Origin of the sequence: Acidovorax sacchari (assembly GCF_042847045.1) — a bacterium.
Lineage (GTDB): Bacteria > Pseudomonadota > Gammaproteobacteria > Burkholderiales > Burkholderiaceae_C > Paracidovorax > Paracidovorax sacchari.
In genome coordinates, this window is record NZ_AP035783.1 from 5,547,955 (window position 1) to 5,569,807 (window position 21,853).

At 69.8% G+C, this 21,853-nt stretch carries 20 protein-coding genes; 9 read left to right on the forward strand and 11 right to left on the reverse strand.

From position 1 onward, the window contains the following. Window positions 1-11 precede the first annotated feature (11 nt). Window positions 12-2,846: an ATP-binding protein gene (locus ACGHC0_RS24625; RefSeq protein ID WP_368353416.1), complete on the forward strand. Its 2,835-nt coding sequence runs from the start codon at window positions 12-14 to the stop codon at window positions 2,844-2,846. 76 nt (window positions 2,847-2,922) lie between these two features. On the opposite strand, the gene ACGHC0_RS24630 is transcribed toward ACGHC0_RS24625, so the two are convergent. Then, entirely contained in the window at window positions 2,923-3,780 is an 858-nt protein-coding gene (locus ACGHC0_RS24630; RefSeq protein ID WP_415267043.1) for an IPTL-CTERM sorting domain-containing protein, read from the reverse strand. Window positions 3,781-4,068: 288 nt separating this feature from the next. Between ACGHC0_RS24630 and ACGHC0_RS24635 the strand changes: the two genes are divergently transcribed. From ACGHC0_RS24635 to ACGHC0_RS24645, 3 genes are read left to right on the forward strand one after another with little or no spacing between them, the layout of a single operon-like run. Beyond that, window positions 4,069-5,163: a diguanylate cyclase gene (locus ACGHC0_RS24635; RefSeq protein WP_405045377.1), complete on the forward strand. Its 1,095-nt coding sequence runs from the start codon at window positions 4,069-4,071 to the stop codon at window positions 5,161-5,163. Then, window positions 5,160-6,347, forward strand: coding sequence for an MFS transporter (locus ACGHC0_RS24640; RefSeq protein ID WP_415267044.1), 1,188 nt, complete (start codon window positions 5,160-5,162; stop codon window positions 6,345-6,347). Before ACGHC0_RS24635 ends, ACGHC0_RS24640 begins: the two co-directional genes overlap by 4 nt. After that, window positions 6,344-6,925: a hypothetical protein gene (locus tag ACGHC0_RS24645; protein ID WP_415267045.1), complete on the forward strand. Its 582-nt coding sequence runs from the start codon at window positions 6,344-6,346 to the stop codon at window positions 6,923-6,925. The genes ACGHC0_RS24640 and ACGHC0_RS24645 overlap by 4 nt, the downstream gene beginning before the upstream one ends. On the opposite strand, the gene ACGHC0_RS24650 is transcribed toward ACGHC0_RS24645, so the two are convergent. Continuing rightward, window positions 6,894-8,372: a M20 family metallopeptidase gene (locus tag ACGHC0_RS24650; RefSeq protein WP_368353421.1), complete on the reverse strand. Its 1,479-nt coding sequence runs from the start codon at window positions 8,370-8,372 to the stop codon at window positions 6,894-6,896. The two genes, ACGHC0_RS24645 and ACGHC0_RS24650, sit on opposite strands and share 32 nt — an antisense overlap. Window positions 8,373-8,423: 51 nt before the next feature. Further along, window positions 8,424-9,461: a helix-turn-helix domain-containing protein gene (locus ACGHC0_RS24655; RefSeq protein ID WP_415267046.1), complete on the reverse strand. Its 1,038-nt coding sequence runs from the start codon at window positions 9,459-9,461 to the stop codon at window positions 8,424-8,426. 203 nt (window positions 9,462-9,664) lie between these two features. On the opposite strand from ACGHC0_RS24655, the gene eat reads away from it, so the two are divergent. The 3 genes from eat to eutC are packed head-to-tail and all read left to right on the forward strand — an operon-like array spanning window position 9,665 to window position 13,373. After that, on the forward strand, window positions 9,665-11,068 hold the full coding sequence (eat, locus tag ACGHC0_RS24660; protein WP_368353423.1) for an ethanolamine permease: 1,404 nt from the start codon (window positions 9,665-9,667) through the stop codon (window positions 11,066-11,068). Between the two features lie 22 nt (window positions 11,069-11,090). After that, window positions 11,091-12,479, forward strand: coding sequence for an ethanolamine ammonia-lyase subunit EutB (locus ACGHC0_RS24665; RefSeq protein WP_415267047.1), 1,389 nt, complete (start codon window positions 11,091-11,093; stop codon window positions 12,477-12,479). Between the two features lie 24 nt (window positions 12,480-12,503). Then, window positions 12,504-13,373 carry an ethanolamine ammonia-lyase subunit EutC gene (gene eutC / locus ACGHC0_RS24670; RefSeq protein WP_368353425.1) on the forward strand — a complete coding sequence of 290 codons (870 nt, stop codon included), beginning with the start codon at window positions 12,504-12,506 and terminating at the stop codon, window positions 13,371-13,373. Here the strand turns inward: eutC and ACGHC0_RS24675 are convergent. The 4 genes from ACGHC0_RS24675 to ACGHC0_RS24690 form a co-directional block, all read right to left on the reverse strand. Further along, a complete protein-coding gene (locus ACGHC0_RS24675; RefSeq protein WP_415267048.1) occupies window positions 13,350-14,558 on the reverse strand; it encodes a GGDEF domain-containing protein in 1,209 nt (402 codons plus the stop codon). The genes eutC and ACGHC0_RS24675 overlap by 24 nt on opposite strands. Before the next feature lie 44 nt (window positions 14,559-14,602). Continuing rightward, window positions 14,603-15,187, reverse strand: coding sequence for a methionine biosynthesis protein MetW (metW, locus tag ACGHC0_RS24680; RefSeq protein WP_019703960.1), 585 nt, complete (start codon window positions 15,185-15,187; stop codon window positions 14,603-14,605). Next, window positions 15,184-16,314 carry a homoserine O-succinyltransferase MetX gene (gene metX, locus ACGHC0_RS24685; protein WP_368353427.1) on the reverse strand — a complete coding sequence of 377 codons (1,131 nt, stop codon included), beginning with the start codon at window positions 16,312-16,314 and terminating at the stop codon, window positions 15,184-15,186. Before metX ends, metW begins: the two co-directional genes overlap by 4 nt. A 122-nt stretch (window positions 16,315-16,436) precedes the next feature. Further along, window positions 16,437-17,015: a TMEM165/GDT1 family protein gene (locus tag ACGHC0_RS24690; protein ID WP_368353428.1), complete on the reverse strand. Its 579-nt coding sequence runs from the start codon at window positions 17,013-17,015 to the stop codon at window positions 16,437-16,439. A gap of 463 nt (window positions 17,016-17,478) precedes the next feature. On the opposite strand from ACGHC0_RS24690, the gene ACGHC0_RS24695 reads away from it, so the two are divergent. Together ACGHC0_RS24695 and ACGHC0_RS24700 are read left to right on the forward strand one after the other, a co-directional pair. Beyond that, a complete protein-coding gene (locus ACGHC0_RS24695) occupies window positions 17,479-17,850 on the forward strand; it encodes an RNA recognition motif domain-containing protein (RefSeq protein WP_368353429.1) in 372 nt (123 codons plus the stop codon). A 262-nt stretch (window positions 17,851-18,112) separates the two neighbouring features. Beyond that, window positions 18,113-18,670: an RNA recognition motif domain-containing protein gene (locus tag ACGHC0_RS24700; protein WP_415267049.1), complete on the forward strand. Its 558-nt coding sequence runs from the start codon at window positions 18,113-18,115 to the stop codon at window positions 18,668-18,670. Window positions 18,671-18,764: 94 nt separating this feature from the next. Here ACGHC0_RS24700 and ACGHC0_RS24705 read toward each other — a convergent pair whose 3' ends face one another. Genes ACGHC0_RS24705 through ACGHC0_RS24720 form a run of 4 tightly spaced genes read right to left on the reverse strand, consistent with a single transcriptional unit; the run spans window position 18,765 to window position 21,841 of the window. Next, complete coding sequence (locus ACGHC0_RS24705) at window positions 18,765-19,559, reverse strand: SDR family oxidoreductase (RefSeq protein WP_415267050.1); 795 nt, start codon at window positions 19,557-19,559, stop codon at window positions 18,765-18,767. A gap of 34 nt (window positions 19,560-19,593) precedes the next feature. After that, on the reverse strand, window positions 19,594-20,211 hold the full coding sequence (lptC, locus tag ACGHC0_RS24710) for an LPS export ABC transporter periplasmic protein LptC (RefSeq protein ID WP_368353432.1): 618 nt from the start codon (window positions 20,209-20,211) through the stop codon (window positions 19,594-19,596). Next, window positions 20,208-20,822, reverse strand: coding sequence for a KdsC family phosphatase (locus ACGHC0_RS24715; RefSeq protein ID WP_415267051.1), 615 nt, complete (start codon window positions 20,820-20,822; stop codon window positions 20,208-20,210). The genes lptC and ACGHC0_RS24715 overlap by 4 nt, the downstream gene beginning before the upstream one ends. Beyond that, window positions 20,822-21,841, reverse strand: coding sequence for a KpsF/GutQ family sugar-phosphate isomerase (locus tag ACGHC0_RS24720; protein WP_368353434.1), 1,020 nt, complete (start codon window positions 21,839-21,841; stop codon window positions 20,822-20,824). Before ACGHC0_RS24720 ends, ACGHC0_RS24715 begins: the two co-directional genes overlap by 1 nt. Window positions 21,842-21,853: the final 12 nt, after the last annotated feature.

Below are 21,853 nucleotides of genomic sequence, written 5' to 3' on the forward strand. Positions count from 1 at the left end.
TCCACCCGCCCATGTTCCACCTGCAAACCCTCGAACTCGTCCACTGGGACTACTGCCAGCGCGTCGCGCTGCCGCTGGACGCGTCCATCATCACCATCGCCGGCCCCAACGGCTCGGGCAAGACCACGCTGCTGGACGCCATGCGCACGCTGCTGGGCCTGCGCTGCTCGGCCCCGCGCGACTACCGCACCTATGCCCGCCATGCCGGCGCGCAGACCGCGTGGCTGCGCGCCGTGGTGGACAACCGCCCGCAGGGCCGCCAGACCTCCAGCCGGCCCTTCGCACGGCGGCTGCTGTACGCCGACCAGGTCACGCTCGCCTGCCGCATCGACAAGAACGGCGGCGACTGGCAGCGGCGCTACTGCCTGCTCGATGGCGATGTGTCGATCGAGCAGTTGCGCGACACGCCCGAGAAGGACCTCGGCTTCATGGGCGTGGAAGCCTGGGGCCGCGTGCTCGGTGCGGCCGGACTGTCTCCGGCGATCGCCCGCGTGCTGTCGCTCGAGCAGGGGCAGACCGACCGGCTGTGCGAATTCAGCCCGCGCGAACTGCTGCGGCTCGTGTTCGACGTGTTCGGCGACCAGCAGGTGCTGGATGCCTACGACCAGGCACGCGAGCACCAGCAGCAGCTCTCGCGCGAGATGGTGCAAGCCGAGCGTGAACTTGACCACAGCCGCACGCAGCTGTCCGAATTGCAGAACCGCGTCGCCAGCTACAAGGCCTGGCAGCTCAAGCTGGCCGAGCGCGAGCGCCTGGGCACCGAGGTCCTGCCCGTGCTCGGCTGGCACGGCGAGCGCGAAGGCCTGGCGAAGCAGGCACGCGAACTGCGCCGCCAGAAGACGCAGCACCGCGCGGCGCTCGCCGAACAGGCCGCGCAGAACAAGCGCCTGCTCACGCTGCTGGACGAAAGCACGCGGGCCCAGGCCGATGCCGAGCGCCTGCGCGCCGAACGCGACGAAGCGCGCTCGGCCCTGGACGACGCCACGCGCCACGAGGCACCGCTCGAACAACTGGCCAAACGCGAGGCCGAACTGCTCGCGCTGGTGGACAAGGGCAGCAACGCCGACGAGCTGCAGGCGCACCTGCGCCAGCTGCAGGAGCAGGAGTCCGCCGCGCAGGACGAGCGCTCCGCGCTGCAACAGCGCCGCCGGATCGCGCAGGACGCCCTCAAGGCGCTCGAAGGCCAGGCGCTGCCGCCCCTGCCGCCCGAGGTGCAGCAGTTCCGCAGGCGCCTCACGGCGCAGGGCATCGGCCACCAGTTCGTGGCCGAGGTGATCGAGGTGGCGGACGAGGCCTGGCGCGCCGCCATCGAAGGCGTGCTGCGCGGCCACCGCTGGGTGGTGCTGCTCGACAAGGAAAGCGACCTGGCCGAGGCCTACGACATCGGCGAGCGCGAGCGCTACCGCCATTACCTGGTCGGCCCCGGCGAGAAGCCGTTGCGCGGCGAGCCCGGTACCCTGCTCGCGCATGTGCGCTTCACCGCGCCCGTGCCGCGCTGGCTGGTGCAGCAGCTGCAGCAGTTGCGCTGCGTGGCCGACCCGCGCGAAGGCAAGCGCCTGGGCGGCACCTGGATCACGCCCCAGGCGTACATGCACGACGGACGCGGGGCGCGGTCCATGTGGGTGGAGCCGCGCGACCACCAGTTCGGCGCTGCCGCCGTGCAGGCGCGCCGCGCCGCCGCCGAGCGGGATCTCGCGCAGATCGACGGCCAGCTCGCGCCCGTGCTCGACCGGCTCATGGCCCTGAAGCGGCAGATCACCGATACCCGCCGCGCGCTCGAAGGCCACAGTGCCGCGGAAGAGCTGGCACGCCGCAGCGAGGAATTCGCCCAGGCGCGCGAGGAACTGCCGGCGGCCAGGCAGGCGCGCATCGCCGCAGCCCAGCGCTGGCAGCGCCTGGACACCGAGGCCACGCGTGCGCACGACCGCCACCGGGCCTTCACGGACGAGCACCAGCGGCTGGAGCAACAGCTGCGGCGCTCACGCGGCGATACCGAACGCGCCGCGCAGGAATGGACCGCGCGCCGCCGCGGACACGTGGAAGCCGCAGCGCGCAGCCAGGCGCAGCGGCGCCAGTTCCCCGCCCGCTGGACGGCCGCCGAGACCTTGAGCGCACTCGTGGACGAATACGTGAACGACACCCAGGCAAAGCTGCGGCTCTCCGCCGTCGAGCAGGAGCTGGAACAGGGCACCTGGGAGCAGGACGCCACCGTGGAGGAACGCTACCGCCGCATGGAAGCCACCGTGCGCGAGCAGGCCTCAAGCCTGTCGGACCACCAGGTCAAGAACGCCCAGGCCGGCACGGCCGTGATGAACGCGCGCGAAAGCTATATCGAGGTGCTGCGCAGCACCGTGCGGCGCTACCGCAAGAACATCCAGGAACTAGGCGCCCTGGCGGGCGTGGAGGTGGCGGCCGACCTGCCCCTGCTGGAGAACGACGACACTGTGCTCGCGCAGGCCGGGCTCAAGGTGCATTTCGCGTTCGACGGCAAGGGCAGCATCGGCATGAACGACGGGGAGGCGTCGGGCGGCCAGCAGGTCATCAAGTCGCTGATCCTGCTCGTGGGCCTGCTCAAGGACGAGGAAAGCGGCTCGGGCGGCTTCGTCTTCATCGACGAGCCCTTCGCCCACCTGGACGTGCGCAACATCCAGCTGGTGGGCCACTTCCTGCGCTCCACACAGGCGCAATACGTGCTGACCACCCCCATCACCCACAACCTGGAAGTGTTCGAGCCGGCCGAGATCACGCTCGTGACCAGCAAGAAGCCCCAGGGCTCGCGCTGGGCGCCGCCCATCGCCGTGGCCAAGCGGCGCGGCGTGCCGCAGCTGGCAGCGCTCCAGGGCTGAATGCACCCTGCTGCCTCATGAAGTGGCGGCAATGATGGCATCGGCCTGAAACCAGTCCGCTTTCGCGGACTGGTTTTTACGCGTTGGGTTTGCCGGATTCCTCACGGCGGCGTCCCCGGACCGCCGCAGCGAATGCCGCAAGCATGGAAGACAGGAGCACAAGACCCCATTGCGAGAGTGTGGGGATGGGAGCCGGGGCCGGGGCCGGGGCCGGGGCCGGAGCCGGAGCAGGAGCAGGAGCAGGAGCAGGAGCAGGAGCAGGAGCAGGAGCAGGAGCCGGAGCCGGAGCCGGAGCCGGAGCCGGAGCCGGAGCAGGAGCAGGAGCAGGAGCAGGAGCAGGAGCCGGAGCAGGATCGGGCGCGAAGGAAAAGCTCACGCTGGCCCCCCTGCCTCGGCTGCGGGATGAATCGTCCGAACCTCCAGTACAGCTATCGGCGGCACCGCTGTCGGCCACAGCGACGGTCGTGCAGTTGCGATTGTGCAGCGCGGAGGCGAAGGTCATGAAGGTGGTGATGATGGAGTAGCGACTACCGGCGGCGTGGGGGTTGGAGCCCGTCAGCCAGAGGATCGCTTCCACCGAACCGACGGACGTGATGTTTCCAGAGCCGTCCGTGGAAACCCTGACGGAATTCAGCCGAGCGTTGGCATTGGTGGACGAGATGGTGTCCGGGCCGGAAGACAGGCTGTACGACGTGACGAGGGAACCCACCTCCAGGTTGTTGGCATTCGCCGGCAGCGTGGAGGCGATCCGGAAAGTGCCGGACACATTCTGGCTGGTGGAAAAATTGACGCACAGGCTGGATGCCGTCGCGCACGCGGTGTAGTCGTCGGTGCCGCTGTAGTTGGCGGTACTGGCGATGGTGACATTGACAGGCGCAGCGGACGCGGCGGTCGCAGCGATCGCGATCATTCCGCCTGCATAGACTTTCTTCATCGTACTTGCTCTTTTGATTAAAAACAAAGCTTGTGATTTCATCACATCTCTGACAATTTTTGCGTCACAAATACGTCATTTATCATATTTTCCAGGAATCCTCCGAATTCCCCCGATGGCCTCAAACGCGATCCTCGGTTAAAAGACACAGCCAGCCCGACGCTTGGAAGTGGCCACGCAACACCAGCGCGCTCCCCGCCCAGCGGACTGCCTGGAAGGACTCCCTTGGAATCACGCCTGCTCGACGTCCTGCTCACCACCGAGCCCCGCCAGCGCATCCGGCTCTCCATGGCCGGGCTGGCGGCGCTGCTGATGGCCTGCTGCATCGCGGCGATGCACATCGCGGTGGGCGCTGGACTGGCCCAGCCGGGGCCAGTCCGGATATGGACGGCCCTCTCGGCCGGAGGACTGCTGGTGGTGTATGCCCTGATCCGCAGCGGCATATCGCTGCGCTGGTCGGACCCCTCCCTGACGCTGCCGCAGATCGTCTATGCCATCGCCTGCAATGCCGCGGCCTATGCCATCGGCGGCCAGGCCCGCGGCATCGCCCTGCCGATCCTGGCCGTGATCCTGATGTTCGGCATGTTCGGGCTGTCCACGCGCCAGATGTTCGGCGTGATGCTCTACGCCATGGCCGCGTTCGGCCTGGCCACGGTGTCGGTGGAACTGCGCGACGAGCCGGGCCACTCCTCCGGCCTGTCGGTGGCCTACGGCATCATGACGGCCGTGGTGCTGCTGGGCAGCACCTTCCTCACCACGCGCCTGCAGGCCACGCGCGAGGAACTGCGCCGCCAGAAGCACGACCTGGGGCGCGCACTGGAGCACATCCGGGAACTGGCCACGCACGACGAACTCACCGGCCTGCTCAACCGCCGCCACATGCTGGAGCTGATGCGGCTGGAACAGCGGCGCGCGGTCCGGTCGGGGTTTCCGCTCGTGATCGCTTTGCTGGACGTGGACCATTTCAAGGCCGTCAACGATACCCACGGCCACGCCGCGGGCGACCGCGTGCTGCAGGCTTTCGCCAAGACGGTACGCCGCTGCGTGCGCGACGGAGACGTGATTTCCCGGTGGGGCGGCGAGGAATTCGTGCTCATGCTGTGCAACACGCCGCCCGAGGCCGCCCGTGCGCTGCTGGAGCGGTTGCGGGAGGCCGTGGCCGCACTCGCGGTGCCGGCGGACCGCGGCGACGGCGAGGGAGCCGGCCATCTGCGCATCACCGTGTCCATCGGGTTCGCGCTGCATCGCCCCCGGCACCCCATCGAGGAAACGCTGGAACGCGCCGACCGGGCGCTCTATGCTGCCAAGCAGGGTGGCCGCAACCGGACCGTCGAGGAAGCGCTTGACCCTGACACCATGGAAGCCAGCAAGATCCGGCCATGACCTCCTCCCATCGCCGCCCGCTGGGCCTGCTCGCCCTCTGCCAGGGGCTGTTCCTCACCAACAACGTCGTCTTCATCGCCATCAACGGGCTGGTGGGCCTGCAGCTCGCTCCCCGAGGGTGGATGGCCACCCTGCCGGTGATGGGCTACGTGGTGGGTGGCGCGCTGTCCACCGGCCCAGTGGCCCGTGCCCAGCGGCGCTGGGGACGGCAGGCATCCTTCCAGATCGGGCTGGCCGTGGCGGCGGCGGCGGCACTGCTGTGCGCGCTGGCGGTGTGGATGCACTCTTTCTGGCTGCTGTGCGCGGCCACGGTCATGGCGGGGTACTACAGCGCCAACGGCCAGCTCTACCGCTTCGCAGCGGCCGAAATAGTGCCTGCGCCGCAGCGGGACACGGCCATGTCGCTGGTGATGGCCGGCGGCCTGCTGGGCGCGGTGGCCGGCCCCAACCTGGCCAACCACACGCGCGACCTGGTCTCCGTTCCGTTCACCGGGGCCTACCTGGCGCTGTTCGCGGTGGCCCTGGTGTCCATGGCCTGCATGGCGGGCATCCGCTTTCCGGCCGTTCCACCGGCATCGGCGGCCGCTACTGCCCCGGGCCGCTCGGTGGCGCAGCTGCTGCGCGATCCGGTGTTCGCGGTCGCGATGCTGGGGGCGGCGCTGGGCTACGGGGTGATGAACCTGCTGATGGCGGCCACGCCGCTGGCCATGCAGGTGTGCGGGCACACCTTCGGCAACGCGGCCTTCGTGCTCGAATGGCACGTGATCGGCATGTTCGCGCCGGGCTTTTTCACGGGCCACCTGATCCGGCGCTTCGGCGTGCTGCGCGTCATGGCGGCCGGCGTCGCGCTCAACGCCGCCTGCGTGGCGATCGCGCTCTCCGGGGCGGAACTCGCGCATTTCGTGGCCGCGCTGTTCCTGCTGGGCGTGGGCTGGAACTTCCTCTTCACGGGCAGCACCGCGCTGGCGATGCGCGCCTACCGGCCCGAGGAGAAGGACCGCGCCCAGGCCGCCATCAATTTCGGCGTCTTCGCCACCATGGCGCTGACATCCTTCGCGTCGGGGGCGCTGGTCACCACCCAGGGCTGGACGCTGCTGAACTACGGCTCCCTGCTGCCCATCGGGCTCACCGGCGCGGGGCTCGCGTGGCTGGCGCTGCGGCACCGCCCCCGGCAGGCCGCATGAGTGCGCCCGCAGCGCAGGCCGACCGCCGCGCGGCCTGGGCCCTGGCGGCCTGCGTGGCCGGGGGGGCACTTCCCGCACTGGCGAGCCCACACCTGCCCCTGGCGGCACCGCCCGCTGCCACGGACCCCGGGTTCTCCACACCGGACCGGCGGCAGCTCCCCGGAGTCGCCGTGCTGCAGGCCTTCCTCGCCACCCTGGGCCGGCCGCAGGGCACGCAGCGCTTCTGCTTCGTGGTCGAGCGCATGCCCGCCGACCCGGCCACGCCGGAGCCGCGGCAGGTGCTGCACATGGTGTGGGCTACGGGATCGCGCCTCTACACCCTGCCCTGGCCCCCTCACGCAGAAGATCGGGGCGAGAACCCCGTCTTCGCCGGGCAGGCCCTGGCCTGGACCCGTTCAGCGGATCTCAGGAACGGCGTCGTGGACACCGATGCCGAGCGGTTCGGCAGCAGCTTCCTGGTCACCCGTGCCTGGGCAGACCGCATCACCCGGCAGTGCCGGCGCAGCGGCGTGCCGGTCTGGATCGTGCCGGACCGGCGGCCGGCCCTCAGCCCTGCGCGCCCGGCTCCGGCAGGCTGACCACCACCTGCGCCACGGCGGCCGTGAGCTTCTTGGCGTAGGGCACGTGCAGGAACTCGTTCGGGCCGTGCGCGTTGCTCTTGGGCCCGAGCACCCCGCAGACCATCATCTGCGCCGTGGGAAAACCCTGGCTCAGCATGTTCATGAGCGGGATGGTCCCTCCCTGCCCGATGTAGCCGCAAGGCGCGCCGAAGTGCGCCTGGCTCGCGGCGTTGAGGGCGTTCTCGAACCACGGAGTGATGGCCGGCGCGTTCCAGCCGCTGGCGGCACTGCCGGGCTCAAAGGTCACCCGGGCCTGGTAGGGCGCGTTGTCCTCCAGCAGCGCCTTGAGCTTCTGCACGCTTTCGGCGGCATCCACCACGGGCGGCAGGCGCAGGCTGAGCTTGAAGGCGGTGTAGGGGCGCAGCACGTTGCCAGCGTCCTGCAGCGCAGGCAGTCCTTCAGCGCCGGTGACGCTGAGCGTGGGCGTCCAGGTGCGGTTGATCAGCGCCTGCACCGGGTCGGTGGTGGTCGGCAGCGCGAACGTGGTCGAGCCGCCGCAGTCGTAGTGCGCCCAGGGGAAGCGCCGGGTCACCTCGTCGCCGAGGATCGCGGCCGTGGCGCGCGCCTGCGCCAGGCGCTCGGGCGGCACCTCGCAATGGAAGCTGGCGGGCAGCAGGCGGCCGGTGGCGCTGTCCTCCAGCCGGTCGAGCACCTGTCGCATGATGCGGAACGACGAGGGCACCAGTCCGGAGGCATCGCCCGAATGCACGCCCTCGGTCAGGATCTGTACCTTCAGCGTGCCGCTCACCATGCCGCGCAGGCTGGTGGTGAGCCAGAGCTGGTCGTAGTTGCCCGCGCCGGAGTCCAGGCAGATCACCAGGGCCACGTCGCCCAGGCGCGGGCGCAGCAGGTCGATGTAGGGCAGCAGGTCGCGCGATCCGCTTTCCTCGCAGGTCTCGATCAGCCCCACGATGCGCGGATGCGGCACGCCCTGGCGCTGGATCTCCTGCACGGCGGCGATGCTGGCATAGACGGCATAGCCGTCGTCCGCCCCACCGCGGCCGTAGAGCTTCCCGTCCTCGTATTTCGGGGACCACGGACCCAGGTCCTTGCGCCAGCCGTCGAACTCGGGCTGCTTGTCGAGGTGGCCGTACATCAGCACCGTCTGCTGCGAGGCCGGCCGCGTGGCTTCCACCTCGAAGAACAGCACCGGCGTGCGGCCCGGCATGCGCAGGATCTCCAGGCGCAGGCCGGGGACCTTCTGGGCCTCCACCCACTCGGCGGCATTGCGCAGCACACGGTCCAGCAGGCCCTGCTGCTCCCAGTCCGGAGCGAAGCCGGGCGACTTGGCAGGAATGGCGATGTATTCGTTCAGCTGCCGCAGGATGTCTCCGTCCCAGCGCTGGCTGAGCTGGGACAGGGCCTGGTCGGGCTGGAAGGCGGTGGCGGGTACACGGGCGTTCATGGGGCTCTCCTGCTGCTGCGCGGGACATGCCGCGACGAGCCGATGATTGTGCTACAGGGCCTGCAGGGCGCGCCGGCGCAGGGTTTGCGAAGGCGCCTCCCCGAAAAGGGTCTTGTAGTCCTGGGAGAAATGGCCCATGTGGAAGAAGCCCCAGCGCTCGGCGAGTGCCTGCACCGTCTCGCCCGGCGCGGCCGTGCGCAGCGCGCGGCGGCAGGCGTTCAGGCGCACCGCTTTCAGGAACTCGGCGGGCGACTGGCCCAGCACGGCGTGGAAGTGATTCTGCAGCGTGCGCCGGGTCACGTGAAGATGCCGGCACAGGGCGTCCACGTCCCGGGCGTCGCCGCAGCAAGGCTGGCCGGCCCACGCGCGCGCCGCCATCACCAGCGCGAAACGGCGCTGGGCTGCGCCCTGCGGAGGTGCCGCGACGGACGCCGCTGCGGCGGGATCGCCGCACAGCTGGCGCAGCAGCCGCCGCACCAGCGCCTGGTGCCGGCCGGTGCCCTCCGGCTCCGGAGCCGCCTCGGCGATGCGCAGCAGCGATTCGATGGTGGCGCACAGCGCGGCATGCGCCGCGGCGTCCACCGGCACGGCGTGCGCGGGGCTGGACAGCAGGACGGCCGTGCCGCGCAGGCCCATGGCATCGGCCTCGGCGCGCAGCCATTCCTGGTCCATGACCACACCGTAGATGCCGAAGTCTTCCGGCGTGCTCAGCGTGAAGCCATCGCTGGCCCGGGCGCGCAGCACGAAGCGCTGCGCATCGGTGCGCCGCTCGCTGCCGCAGAAATGCAGGGGCCGGGCGCAGCGGGCGTCGGGCACCCCGAACCACACCGAGCCCCGCCAGGGCGCGCACTGCTGGCTGGTGGGTGGAGAGGTGTGCTCGTGGAAGACCTGCAGGCGCGGGCCGCCCATCCACAACTCGCGCACCCGGCCGGCGAAAAGGCCGCCACGCAACTGGTCGTACTGCTGCGACCAGTCCGAAAGCTGGTCGGCATGCTCGTCCACGTCCTCGCTGGCGCGGACCCGCCAGCGCAGTGCGCCCGCACCCGTGGAAGGCACCAGGGCAGTGCGGGAGGAAAGCGCGGCAACCATGTCGTGGAGCGTTCGGGCGTGGAGTAGGGAATGTGATGCAAGAAAAGCGCCAGACCCTGCGAGAAAACCCGACCCCGCTATCCCGGATCGGAAAAAAAGCGATACGGCCCGGTTTTTCCGAATCCGGATAGACGCCGGCGGCCCGGAATGGGTGCAATGGCGGCACGTCGTCCCTCGGCTTTCCGAACGCAGCAAGGCACTCCATGCACACCTCCGCCCCTTCCGATCCGGCCCACGCACCGCACCTGAAGAAAGTGCTGGGCACCTTCCAGCTCTGGGGCATCGCCGTCGGGCTGGTGATCTCCGGCGAATACTTCGGCTGGAGCTACGGCTGGGCCACCGCCGGCACGCTGGGCTTCCTGGCCGCCACCGTGCTGGTGGCCGCGATGTACACCAGCTTCATCTTCAGCTTCACCGAACTCACCACCGCCATACCGCACGCGGGCGGCCCTTTCGCCTATGCGCGGCGCGCCTTCGGGCCGGCGGGCGGCTTCGTGGCGGGCTACGCCACGCTGGTGGAATTCGTCTTCGCGCCGCCGGCCATCGCGCTGGCCATCGGCGCCTACCTGAACGTGCAGTTCCCGGCGATCAACGCCAAGACCATCGCCCTGGGCGCCTACGTGGTGTTCATCGGGCTGAACTGGGTGGGCGTGGGCATCGCGGCCACGTTCGAGCTGATCGTCACGCTGCTGGCCATCTTCGAGCTGCTGGTGTTCATGGGCGTGGTCAGCCCCGGCTGGTCGTGGGCCAACTTCGCCCACCTGGGCTGGGCCGGCAGCGACACCTTCAGCGGCGCCACCGTGGCGGGCATCTTCGCCTCCATCCCGTTCGCGATCTGGTTCTTCCTGGCGATCGAAGGCGCGGCCATGGCGGCCGAAGAGGCGCGCGACCCGCAGCGCACCATTCCACGCGCCTACATCGCCGGCATCCTGACACTGGTGGCGCTGGCCTTCGGCGTGATGGTCATGGCCGGCGGCGTGACCGACTGGCGGCAGCTCTCCAACATCAACGACCCGCTGCCCCAGGCCATGAAGGCGCTGCTGGGCGCCAACAGCGGCTGGCTGCACATGATGGTGTGGATCGGACTCTTCGGGCTGGTGGCCTCTTTCCACGGGATCATCATGGGCTATTCGCGCCAGATCTTCGCGCTGGCGCGCGCCGGCTACCTGCCCAGCGCCTTCGCCCGGCTCAGCCCGCGCTTCAACACGCCGCACCGCGCCCTGCTGGCGGGCGGCGCCGTGGGCGTGGCCGCGATCTTCAGCGACGAATGGATCCAGTTCGGCGGCCAGACGCTCACGGCCAACATCGTGACCATGGCGGTCTTCGGCGCCATCGTGATGTACATCGTCTCCATGGCCGCGCTGCTGCGCCTGCGCCGCACCGAGCCCGCCATGCACCGGCCCTACCGCGCGCCGCTCTATCCCTTCTTCCCGGTGCTGGCGCTGGCCCTGGGCGTGGTGTGCCTGATCGCCATGGTGTGGTTCAACACCGTGCTGGCAGGGGTGTTTCTCGCACTGATGGCGCTGGCCTGGGTGTATTACGCTGGCACGGCCCGCCAGCGCGCCCAGGCCGCGCCCGACGCGCTGCTGGGTCGCTCGCTCCACTGAAGAGAAACGAAGGGGTTACGCCATGCGCTACCACGCCACCCTGGGCGGCCAGGGCCATGCCTTCGACGACCTGCGGCAGGTGATGGCGCACGCCAGCCCGGCGCGCTCGGGCGACTACCTGGCGGGCGTGGGCGCGGCCACCACACAGCAGCGCATGGCCGCGCGCCACGTGCTGGCCGACCTGCCGCTCAACGTCTTCCTGAACGAGGCGCTGGTGCCCTACGAGGACGACGCCATCACCCGCCTCGTCATCGACGGCCACGATGCCGCCGCCTTCGCGCCCATCCGCCACATGACGGTGGGCGACTGGCGCAACTGGTTGCTGGGCGACGAAGCCACGCCCCAGGCGCTGGCCGCGCTCGCGCCCGGGCTCACGCCCGAGATGGTGTCGGCCGTGAGCAAGATCATGCGCAACCAGGACCTGATCGCCGTGGCGCGCAAGTGCCGGGTGGTCACGCGTTTCCGCAACACGCTGGGCCTGCCCGGCCGCATCGCCGTGCGCCTGCAGCCCAACCATCCCACCGACGACCTGCGCGGCGTGGCCGCCTCGGTGCTGGACGGGCTCATGATGGGCGCGGGCGATGCGGTGATCGGCATCAACCCGGTGTCCGACAGCATGGCCACGCTGGAGGGCCTGTGCCGCATGTTCGACACGCTGATCCAGGGCCTGGAGATTCCCACCCAGGCCTGCGTGCTGACCCACGTCACCAACACGCTGCAGCTCATGAACGCGGGCGTGCCGGTGGACCTGGTGTTCCAGTCCATCGGCGGCACCGAGAAGACCAACAGCGGCTTCGGCGTGAGCATCCCCGTGCTCGACGAGGCCTACGACGCAGCCCTGCAGCTGCGGCGCGGCACCGTGGGGGACAACGTCATGTACTTCGAGACCGGCCAGGGCAGCGCCCTCTCGGCCGGCGGCCACCATGGCGTGGACCAGCAGACCTGCGAGGTGCGCGCCTATGCGCTGGCGCGCCGCTACCACCCGCTGCTGGTGAACACGGTGGTGGGCTTCATCGGTCCCGAATACCTCTACGACGGCAAGCAGATCATCCGCGCCGGCCTGGAGGACCACTTCTGCGGCAAGCTGATGGGCCTGCCCATGGGCTGCGACATCTGCTACACCAACCATGCCGAGGCCGACCAGGACGACATGGACACGCTCCTGGTGCTGCTGGCCACGGCCGGGCTGAACTTCCTCATCGGCGTGCCGGGGGCGGACGACATCATGCTGAATTACCAGAGCACCTCGTTCCACGATGCGCTCTTCCTGCGCGACACGCTGGGCCTGCAGCGCGCGCCCGAATTCGAGGAATGGCTGCAGCGGCAGGGCCTGACCACGGCCGGGGGCCGGCTGCGCGACGGCGCCGCGCCGCTCGCGCTGGCGCACATGCTGGGCACGCAGGCCCACTGAACAAGCCCCACCGCACGAATCGATATGGACACCTCCTCCCGCGACGACGAAGCCGCCGGCGCCACGCCCGCGCCACTGCCGGCGGCCACTGGCTCGCAGCCCGGAGTCACCGCCATGCCCTGGCACCACTGGCGCCAGGCCACGCCAGCGCGCATCGCCCTGGGCCGCGCCGGCGTGGCGGTCCCGACCGACGAGGCACTGCGTTTCGGCTGGGCGCACGCCATGGCCCGCGACGCCATCCATGCGCCGCTGGATGCCGAAGCCCTGGCCGCCGCGCTGCGCGACGCCGGGCACGAGGTGCTGCAGGCCCGCAGCCGCGCCGAAGACCGCGCCACCTACCTGCGCCGTCCCGACCTGGGCCGCCAGCTGCACCCGGAAGACGCCATGGCCCTGCAGGCGCATACCGCGCGGGCCGGGGCACCGAAACCCACGCTGTGCGTGGTGGTGGGCGACGGCCTTTCGTCGCTCGCCGTGCAGCGCCACGCCGTGCCGCTGCTGCAGGCGCTGGCGCCGCTGCTGCCTCCCGATACCGGCATGGCGCCCGTCGTGGTGGTGCGCCAGGCCCGCGTGGCGGTGGCCGACGAGGTGGGCGAGTTGCTGGGCGCCAGCCTGAGCGCGATGCTGATCGGCGAGCGGCCGGGCCTGAGCTCGCCCGACAGCCTGGGCATCTACCTCACGCACGCCCCCCGGCGCGGGCGCAGCGACGCGGAGCGCAACTGCATCTCCAACGTGCGGGCCGAGGGCCTGGGCTACGCCGCCGCCGCCTTCAAGCTGGCCTGGCTGATGCGCCAGGCCCGGAGACTGGGCGCCACGGGCGTGGCGCTCAAGGACGACAGCGATGCCGAGTGGGCCCTGCAGGCACAGCGGGCATCAGCGCGGCTCGCCAGCGGCTGAATCCGCCTGCGGCCCGCCCGCCGCGGGCCGCAGCGCCCCGGCCGTGGCCACCTGGTTGCGTCCCGAGCGCTTGGCGCGGTACATGGCCTCGTCCGCGGCTGCGACCAGCCCGTCCCAGCGATCGCCGGGCTCGAGCATGCCGCCGGCCACGCCGATGCTGAGCGTGACGGGCACGGTGCGGCCCACGAATTCGAAATGCGCCTGCTCCACCGCGGCGCGCAGCTCGCCTGCCAGCACCAGCGCGCCAGCCAGCGGAGTCCGTGGCAGCAGCACCAGGAACTCCTCGCCGCCATAGCGGCCGATGAGGTCCTGCGCTCGAAGCCGCTCGCCCAGCACATCCACGACGCCGCACAGCACCTGGTCCCCCGCCAGGTGGCCCAGGCCGTCGTTGATGCGCTTGAAGTGGTCGATGTCCAGCATCATCACCGACAGCGGCTCGCCCGAGCGCACGGCCTGCGCCACGCAGCGGTCCAGCGCCGCGATGGTCGCCCGGCGGTTGGGCACGTCCGTGAGCGGATCCCGCGCGGCCATGCGCTCGTTGGCGGCATCGGCGCGGTCCCGGGCCATGAAGATGAAACCGAAGGACGAGGCCTGCACCGTGATGAAGGTGGTGAGGAAGGTCGCGTGCTGCCAGAAATTCGCCACCAGCAGGCCGGAAGACGGCATGTGCCCCGTGATCGCCGCCAGCGCCCGCACCACCAGCACGGCGGACTGCAGCCAGATGCCCGCGGCCACCATGCGCGCGCCATAACCTTCGGAAGGGTGCCGTCCGAGCGTCCATAGCACCAGCCCCAGCTGGGCCGGGTAGATGAGGCCCGCAAGCACCAGCCGGGCCGTGTAATCCCCCAGGAACGCCATGAACAGGGCGATCGTCAGGAGCACCGGCGGCACGATGTGCAGCCACGGCACCGGCCGCCGCAGGAACTGGTACACGGCCGCCAGCAGGCTCGCGAACACCCCGGCCAGCAGCCCGTTGGCCACCACGATCGACAGCACGTCGGGGATCCGGCCGCGCAGCGCGAGCAGCACATAGGCCAGCGACTGCATCAGCAGGGCCGCCGCCCACAGGCCCAGGCCCTCGCGGCGGCGGCGGGCCGCCACCAGCAGCAGTCCGGCCGCCATGACCAGCGAACCCACGACGGTCATCACCAGCATGGTCGGCAGGTGCAGCAAGGGCTCGGACATGGCGTGGAACGAAAAAAGAGCGGTCGTGCCGGGCGCCGGACGCGTCAGTCGTGTTCGAAATGGAACACGGCCGTGCCGGCCATGGCGTTGGGCAGCCAGCGCACCTCCCGCCCGTTCTGCAGGCCGAAAGCGTCGAGAACACGCAGGCGGTTCTTGTGCGCGAGCACCTCGAAATCCTTGAAGGTGCCGACGCGGATGTTGGGTGTGTCGTACCACTGGTAGGGCAGCCGCCGCGTGACGGGCATGCGCCCGCGCAGTACCGACAGCCGGTTGGGCCAGTGCGCGAAGTTCGGGAACGCGACGATGCCCGCCCGCCCTACCCGCGCCGTCTCGCGAAGCATCACCTCGGCGTTGCGCAGGTGCTGCAGCGTGTCGATCTGCAGGACCATGTCGAACGAGTTGTCGCCGAACATCGCGAGGCCCTCGTCCAGGTTGAGCTGCACCACGTTCACCCCGCGGCGCACGCAGGCCAGCACGTTCGCGTCGTCGATCTCGACTCCGTAGCCCGTGCAGCCGCGCTCGCGCCGCAGCATGTCGAGCAGCGCGCCGTCGCCGCAGCCCAGGTCGAGCACGCGCGCGCCATGGGGCACGAGGCGCGCGATCGCGTGCATGGTGGATGGATCGCTCATGCGGCGGTCTCCCTGGCAATGCCGTCGAAGTAGGAACGCATCACGCCCATGTAGCGCGCATCGTCGAGCAGGAAGGCATCATGGCCGTGCGGCGCGTCGATTTCCGCGTAGCTCACGTCGCGCCGGTTCTCCAGCAGGGCCTTGACGATCTCCCGGCTGCGCGCGGGCGAGAAGCGCCAGTCGGTGGTGAAGCTCACCAGCAGGAACCTCGCCTGGGCGCGGGCGAGCGCCAGCGTGAGGTTGCCGCCGAAGGCGAGCGCCGGATCGAAGTAATCCAGCGCCCGCGTGATGAGCAGGTAGGTGTTGGCGTCGAAGTAATCGCTGAACTTGTCGCCCTGGTAGCGCAGGTAGCTCTCGATCTGGAATTCGATGTCCTGGGTGCTGTAGCGGGGTGCCAGGCCTTCGCGCAGCTGCCGGCCGAACTTCTCGTTCATCACATCGTCCGACAGGTACGTGATGTGGCCGATCATGCGCGCGATGCGCAGCCCCCGTTTCGGGACGGTGCCGTGGCGGTAGAAGTGCCCGCCGTGGAAGTCCGGGTCGGTGACGATCGCGCGGCGTGCCACCTCGTTGAACGCGATGTTCTCCGCCGTGAGGTTGGGCGCGCTCGCCACCACCACCGCATGGCGCATGCGTTCGGGGTACTGCAGCGCCCACGACAGCGCCTGCATGCCGCCCAGACTGCCGCCCAGCACGGCGGCGAGTTGCTGCACGCCCAGGCGGTCGAGCAGCCGCGCCTGGGCATTCACCCAATCCTCCACCGTCACCACGGGAAAGTCGGCGCCGTACACCTCGCCGGTATCCGGATGCGTGTGCATCGGTCCGGTGGAGCCGAAGCACGAGCCCAGGTTGTTGATGCCGATCACGAAGAAACGGTCGGTGTCCACCGGCTTGCCCGGGCCGATCATGTTGTCCCACCAGCCCTCGCTGCGGGGCTGCCCCTCGTACACGCCCGCCACGTGGTGCGAGGCATTGAGAGCGTGGCACACCAGCACCGCGTTGGAGCGGTCGGCGTTCAGGGTGCCGTAGGTTTCGTAGGCCAGCGTGTAGTCGCGGATCGATGCGCCCCCCTGCAGGGGCAGCGGCTCCGCGAAGTGCATGGATTGCGGTGTGGCGATGAACGACATGGATGAAAAAACCCGGCATCGCTAAAAACGAGGCCGGGTCGTCGCACTGCACCAACGGTCGGGTCTTTAGCTGGATTTATAGAGCGCCCGCAAGCGGTGGCAAATCGGCGCGTGTCCGGCAATTATGCCAAAGGACCGGGTACCGGTGCGAACAGCGCGACGAGCCCCAGCACCACGAAGATGATGGCAGACACCACGTGCACGGCGCGGATCGGCACGCGCCGGGTGATGCGCTCGCCCAGCCAGACCACCGGCGCGTTGGCGAGCATCATGCCCAGCGTCGTGCCCGCCACCACCCAGAAATAGGCGCTGTACTGGGCGGCCAGCATGACGGTGGCGACCTGCGTCTTGTCGCCCATCTCGGCGAGGAAGAACGCCACCAGCGTGGTGCCGAACACGCCGAAGCGCGGGGTGCCCCCCGTCTCGTCGTCGTCCAGCTTGTCGGGAATGAGCATCCACACCGCCATGGCGATGAACGACAGGCCGAGGATCCAGCGCAGCATCTGCGGCCCGATGACGGTGGTCACCCAGGCGCCCACGGCACCGGCGAGCGCGTGGTTGGCGGTAGTGGCCACCAGGATGCCCAGCACGATGGGCCAGGGCTTGCGGAAGCGGGCCGCCAGGACGAGAGAGAGGAGTTGGGTCTTGTCGCCCATCTCCGCGAGCGCGACGATGGACGTGGATACGAGGAAGGCTTCCATGGGGTGGGGTTATCCGGCCGGATGTGTGGACAGCATTGACTGCGCCCCGACTCCGGCCTTGGGATCGGTGCACAGTCAATGGTCTCGCCCAGTCCGGCTGAACCGCGTGCGCCATAGACCGCGAAGGCCCAAGTTTGTTGACGCATGCCCCCGTGCGCGCAAGGCGCCGGGCGGGCTACTCCCCAGAGACTGCGGCAATTGTAGTGCAACCCGCGAAGCCGCTCCGCCATGCACGCAGCCCGTCGGTGGGCGCAAAATTCGGGTAAACACCCATCATGAACGTTGCAAGCGCGCCAATTTCCGCGTGTCGGGCCAGAGCAATTGGTTGATAATGGTTCGGCCTTTCTGCTTGCAGGAATGCAAATTGCGGTGTTTGGTCGGTTTCGCGTCTCTGAAATTCGTCACAGGTTTGCTGGTTGCGTCGGGCTCCATCGCGTTTTCATGTTTCTTTTAGGAGTCCTTCATGGGCAAAAAACTGTACGTGGGCAACCTGCCCTATTCCTTCCGCGACGACGAACTGCAACAGACGTTCAGCCAGTACGGCACCGTCGTGAGCGCCAAGGTCATGATGGAGCGTGACACCGGCCGTTCCAAGGGCTTCGGCTTCGTCGAGATGGACAGCGATGCCGAGGCGCAAGCCGCCATCGAGGGCGCGCACGGCCAGAACTTCGGCGGCCGCGACCTCGTGGTCAACGAAGCCCGTCCGATGGAACCCCGTCCCCCCCGCAGCGGTGGCTTCGGTGGCGGCAATGGCGGCGGCTTCGGCGGTGGCCGCAGCGGCGGCGGCTACGGTGGTGGCAATGGCGGTGGCTACGGCGGCGGCCGCGGCTACTGATGCGCCAGCAACCCTCGGGTTGCAAACGGATACAAAAAAGGGCCTCTACAGGCCCTTTTTTTATTGATGCGCAGGCGTAGCACAGGTGTGGTACGGCTTGATCTTTTCGAGGCTTTATGGCCCATAATGCTTCGGCGAAAAATGTTTTTTCGCGTTGCATTGCGGGGATCCGTCAGTTTCGCGCGTAGGGGCTCTTTGTGACCGACCGGCTGCGTTTTCGGGACTCCATCGCTTTTTACATGTGTTTTTGAGGAGTCCCGTGATGGGCAACAAACTGTACGTCGGCAACCTGCCGTACTCCGTGCGCGACAACGATCTCGAGCAGGCATTCAGCCAGTTCGGCGTCGTGACCAGCGCGAAGGTCATGATGGAGCGCGACACCGGCCGCTCCAAGGGCTTCGGCTTCGTGGAGATGGGCAGTGATGCCGAAGCGCAGGCCGCCATCAATGGCATGAACGGCCAGGCCCTGGGCGGCCGCAGCATCGTGGTGAACGAAGCGCGCCCCATGGAGCCGCGCCCGCCCCGTAGCGGTGGCGGCTTCGGCGGCGGTGGTGGTGGCGGTTACGGCGGTGGCCGCAGCGGCGGTGGCGGCGGCTATGGCGGTGGCCGCGGCGACGGTGGCGGTGGTGGTGGTGGTTACGGCGGTGGCCGCGGTGACGGCGGCGGCGGTTATGGTGGTGGTCGCGGTGATGGTGGCGGCGGTGGCTACGGCGGCCGCGGCGACGGCGGCTTCCGCAGCCCGTACGGTTCGGGTGCGCGCAATGGCGGCGGCGGCGGTGGCCGCGGCGGTTACGGCGGCGGCAACAACGGCGGCTATTGAGCCCCTTGCCGGCACGCACCTCCCGCGGGTCCGTGCCAGCCAGCCACTCCAAGGTTTTCAGGCCCCTGTCCCAGGGGCCTTTTTCTTTTCCAGATCAGGAGGCGGGGCCGCGCCCGCCGCGCCGGTGCTTGCGTGGGCGTCCGGCCAGCAGCCGGTCGAACAGGCTGCCGGGCAGCAGGCGCAGCAGCTTGGCCACCACGCCCATCTGCCAGGGGATCACACGGTAGCGCGCACCTGCCGCGATGGCCGCGTACGCCTTGTCCGCGAAGTCCCCGGGCTGCATGAGGAACGGCATGGCGTAGCGGTTCTGCCGGGTGAGCGGCGTGTCGATGTACCCGGGACAGAGGGTGACCACCCGCACACCGCTGGCCCGCAACTCCCCCCGCAGGCTCTCGCAATAGCTGATCACGGCGGCCTTGCTGGAACAGTAGGCGCCGTGCCCGGGCAGCCCGCGGATGCCCGCCACGCTGCCGATGCCCACCAGCGTGCCGCTGCCGCGCTCCACCATGCCGGTCACGAACGGATGGAAGGTGGCCGCCATGCCGAGGTTGTTGGTCGCGAAGGTCTGCGCCATGACATCGAGGTCCTCGCGCTCCGCGGTGTCCATGCCCACGCTGATACCGGCATTCGCGATCACCACGTCGGGCAGCCCCAGTTCCACGATGCAGGCCTTGCCGGCCGCGATGATGCTGTCGGCCTGCGCCACGTCGGCGCCGTACACGCGGAAGTCGTCGGGCCCGAGCCCGTTGGCGGCCGCCCAGGCCTGGATGTCCGCGGTGCGCCGCGCGACCAGCGCCAGGCGGAAACCGGCCTGCCGGTAACGCAGGGCCAGCGCTTGCCCGATGCCGCTGGAAGCGCCGGTGATGAAGGCCAGGGGACGAGGATGCATGGTGGCCTCTCGGGGTCGATGGTATGCCCGGATCTCAGCGTGCCGGCGGGGGAATGAGCACCCCGCGCACCCGGCCGCGCAGCTGCATGATCTGGTCCAGGTTGTCGTAGTCCATGTGGTCCGCGGTGAACTGGTCCTTGCCGCGCGTCAGCGTGACCGGCTGGTTGGAGCTCACGCGCTCGCTGTTGAGCCAGGCGTGCAGGAACTCTCCGCGGAACTGCAGCCGCGGCAGCGGCTCGCGGCCTGGCCGGTTGAGCGGTTCGCGCGTGACGACGGCATTGCCGAAGAGCTGCACTTCGGAAGCATCGGCGTTGGTGAGCGCCCGCTTCGCCGTGGCCACCGTCACGCGACCGTCCAGGGCCACGGAGCGCATGTGGGCGTTGTCGATCTCCAGCGTGTCGGTGTCCGGGTAGTGCCGCGCGACATCGCCGCGGATCTCGCTCTGCAGCCGGCCGTTCGCATCGAAGTTCTTGACCGAGAAGCCGCGCATGAAATAGTCGGGCTCGTGCGTGGGCGCCACTTCCTGCGCGGGACGCACCGGCTTGGGGGCGTTGCGCACCAGCCACCAGGTGCCCAGTGCCATCAGGCCCATGAGCACCACGGGCAGGTAGAGGGATATGCGGTCCCATGCCTGTCGCAGGCGGCCCATCATGCGGCGTGCGCCTCCAGCAGCGCCGCATAGCGGCCGACGGCCACCAGCAGCAGGTCGCAGAACTCGCGCGCCGCGCCACCGCCGCCAGGGGCTGCGGTGACATGGTGGGCCACGGCACGCGCTTCGGCGTGGGCGTGGAACGGCGCGCAGGCCAGCGCGCAGCGCCGCATCACGGGCAGGTCGGGCCAGTCATCGCCGATCGCCGCGGCCTGGTGCCAGCCCAGCCCCAGCTCGGCCAGGATGGCTTCGGCGGCAGGGCGCTTGTCCTCGGTGCCGAAGCGGGCATGCACCACGCCCAGCGCCTGCAGCCGCAGGCGCAGCGCGGGCGAATCCCGCCCGGTCACCACGGCCGGCACGATGCCGGCCTTCTGCAGCAGCTTGAGGCCGTGCCCGTCCAGGGTATGGAAGCGCTTGAGGGTCTCGCCCGCTTCGGAGATGTAGAGCCCGCCATCGGTAAGCACGCCATCGACGTCGAAAAAGGCGACGCGCACATCCTGCGCGCGCAGCAGCAGGGCAGGGTCGAACTGCAGCACGGGCCGCAGGGCCGGCAGCGCGGCCGTGTCCGGCGCGGGGCCGCCCGCCAGGGGCGTGGGAGCGTTCCGGCTGTCCATCAGATGACCTTCGCCCGCATGAGGTCGCCGATATGGACCACGCCCGCCAGGACGCCGTCTTCCGAGGCGACGAGCACGCTGGTGATGGCGTGGCGCTCCATCATTTCGGCCGCATCCGCCGCGAGCGCATCGGGGGCGATGGTGCGCGGCCCGGCATGCATTACCTCGCCGGCCGTGACGCTGCGCAGGTCCGCGCCGGCCTCGATGCGGCGGCGCAGGTCGCCGTCGGTGAAGATGCCCAGGATGCGGCCCTGCGGGTCCGTGATGGCCGACGCACCGAGCCGCTTGGCGCTCATCTCGCGCATCAGTTCGCTGAACGAAGCCTCCGGCAGCACGCGCGGCACGTCAGCGCCCGAGCGCATCACATCGCTCACATGCGTGAGCAGCTTGCGGCCCAGCGCGCCGCCGGGATGGGAGCGCGCGAAATCCTCCGAGCGAAAGCCCCGGGCGTCCAGCAGCGCCACCGCCAGGGCGTCGCCCATGGCCAGCTGGGCCGTGGTGCTGGTCGTGGGGGCCAGGTTGAGCGGGCAGGCTTCGCGCTCCACGCCGCAATCGAGCACCAGGTCGGCATGGCGGGCCAGGGTGGATTCCAGTCCGCCCGTCATCGCCACCAGCGGCACGCCCAGGCGCCGGAGCACTGGCAGCAGCACGGTCAATTCGCCGCTCTCGCCGCTGTTGGAGATGGCCAGCACCAGGTCGCCGGGCGTCACCATGCCGAGGTCGCCATGGCTGGCCTCTGCCGGGTGCACGAAGAAGGCCGGCGTACCGGTGGAGGCCAGCGTCGCCGCGATCTTGCGGCCCACGTGGCCGCTCTTGCCCATGCCCATGACCACCACGCGGCCGGAAGTGGCCAGCACGCGGTGCACCACGTCCGCGAAGGCCGTGCCCACGCGGGCGGCGAGCGCCGAGAGGGCGGCTGCCTCGGTATCGAAGGTTTCGCGGGCCAGGCGCACGGCCCGTTCGGCGGAGAAAGGCGCGGGCGGCAGGGCCGGCCCCTGCGCGGGGGGGGCGGAAAGCATCCGCGGATTCTA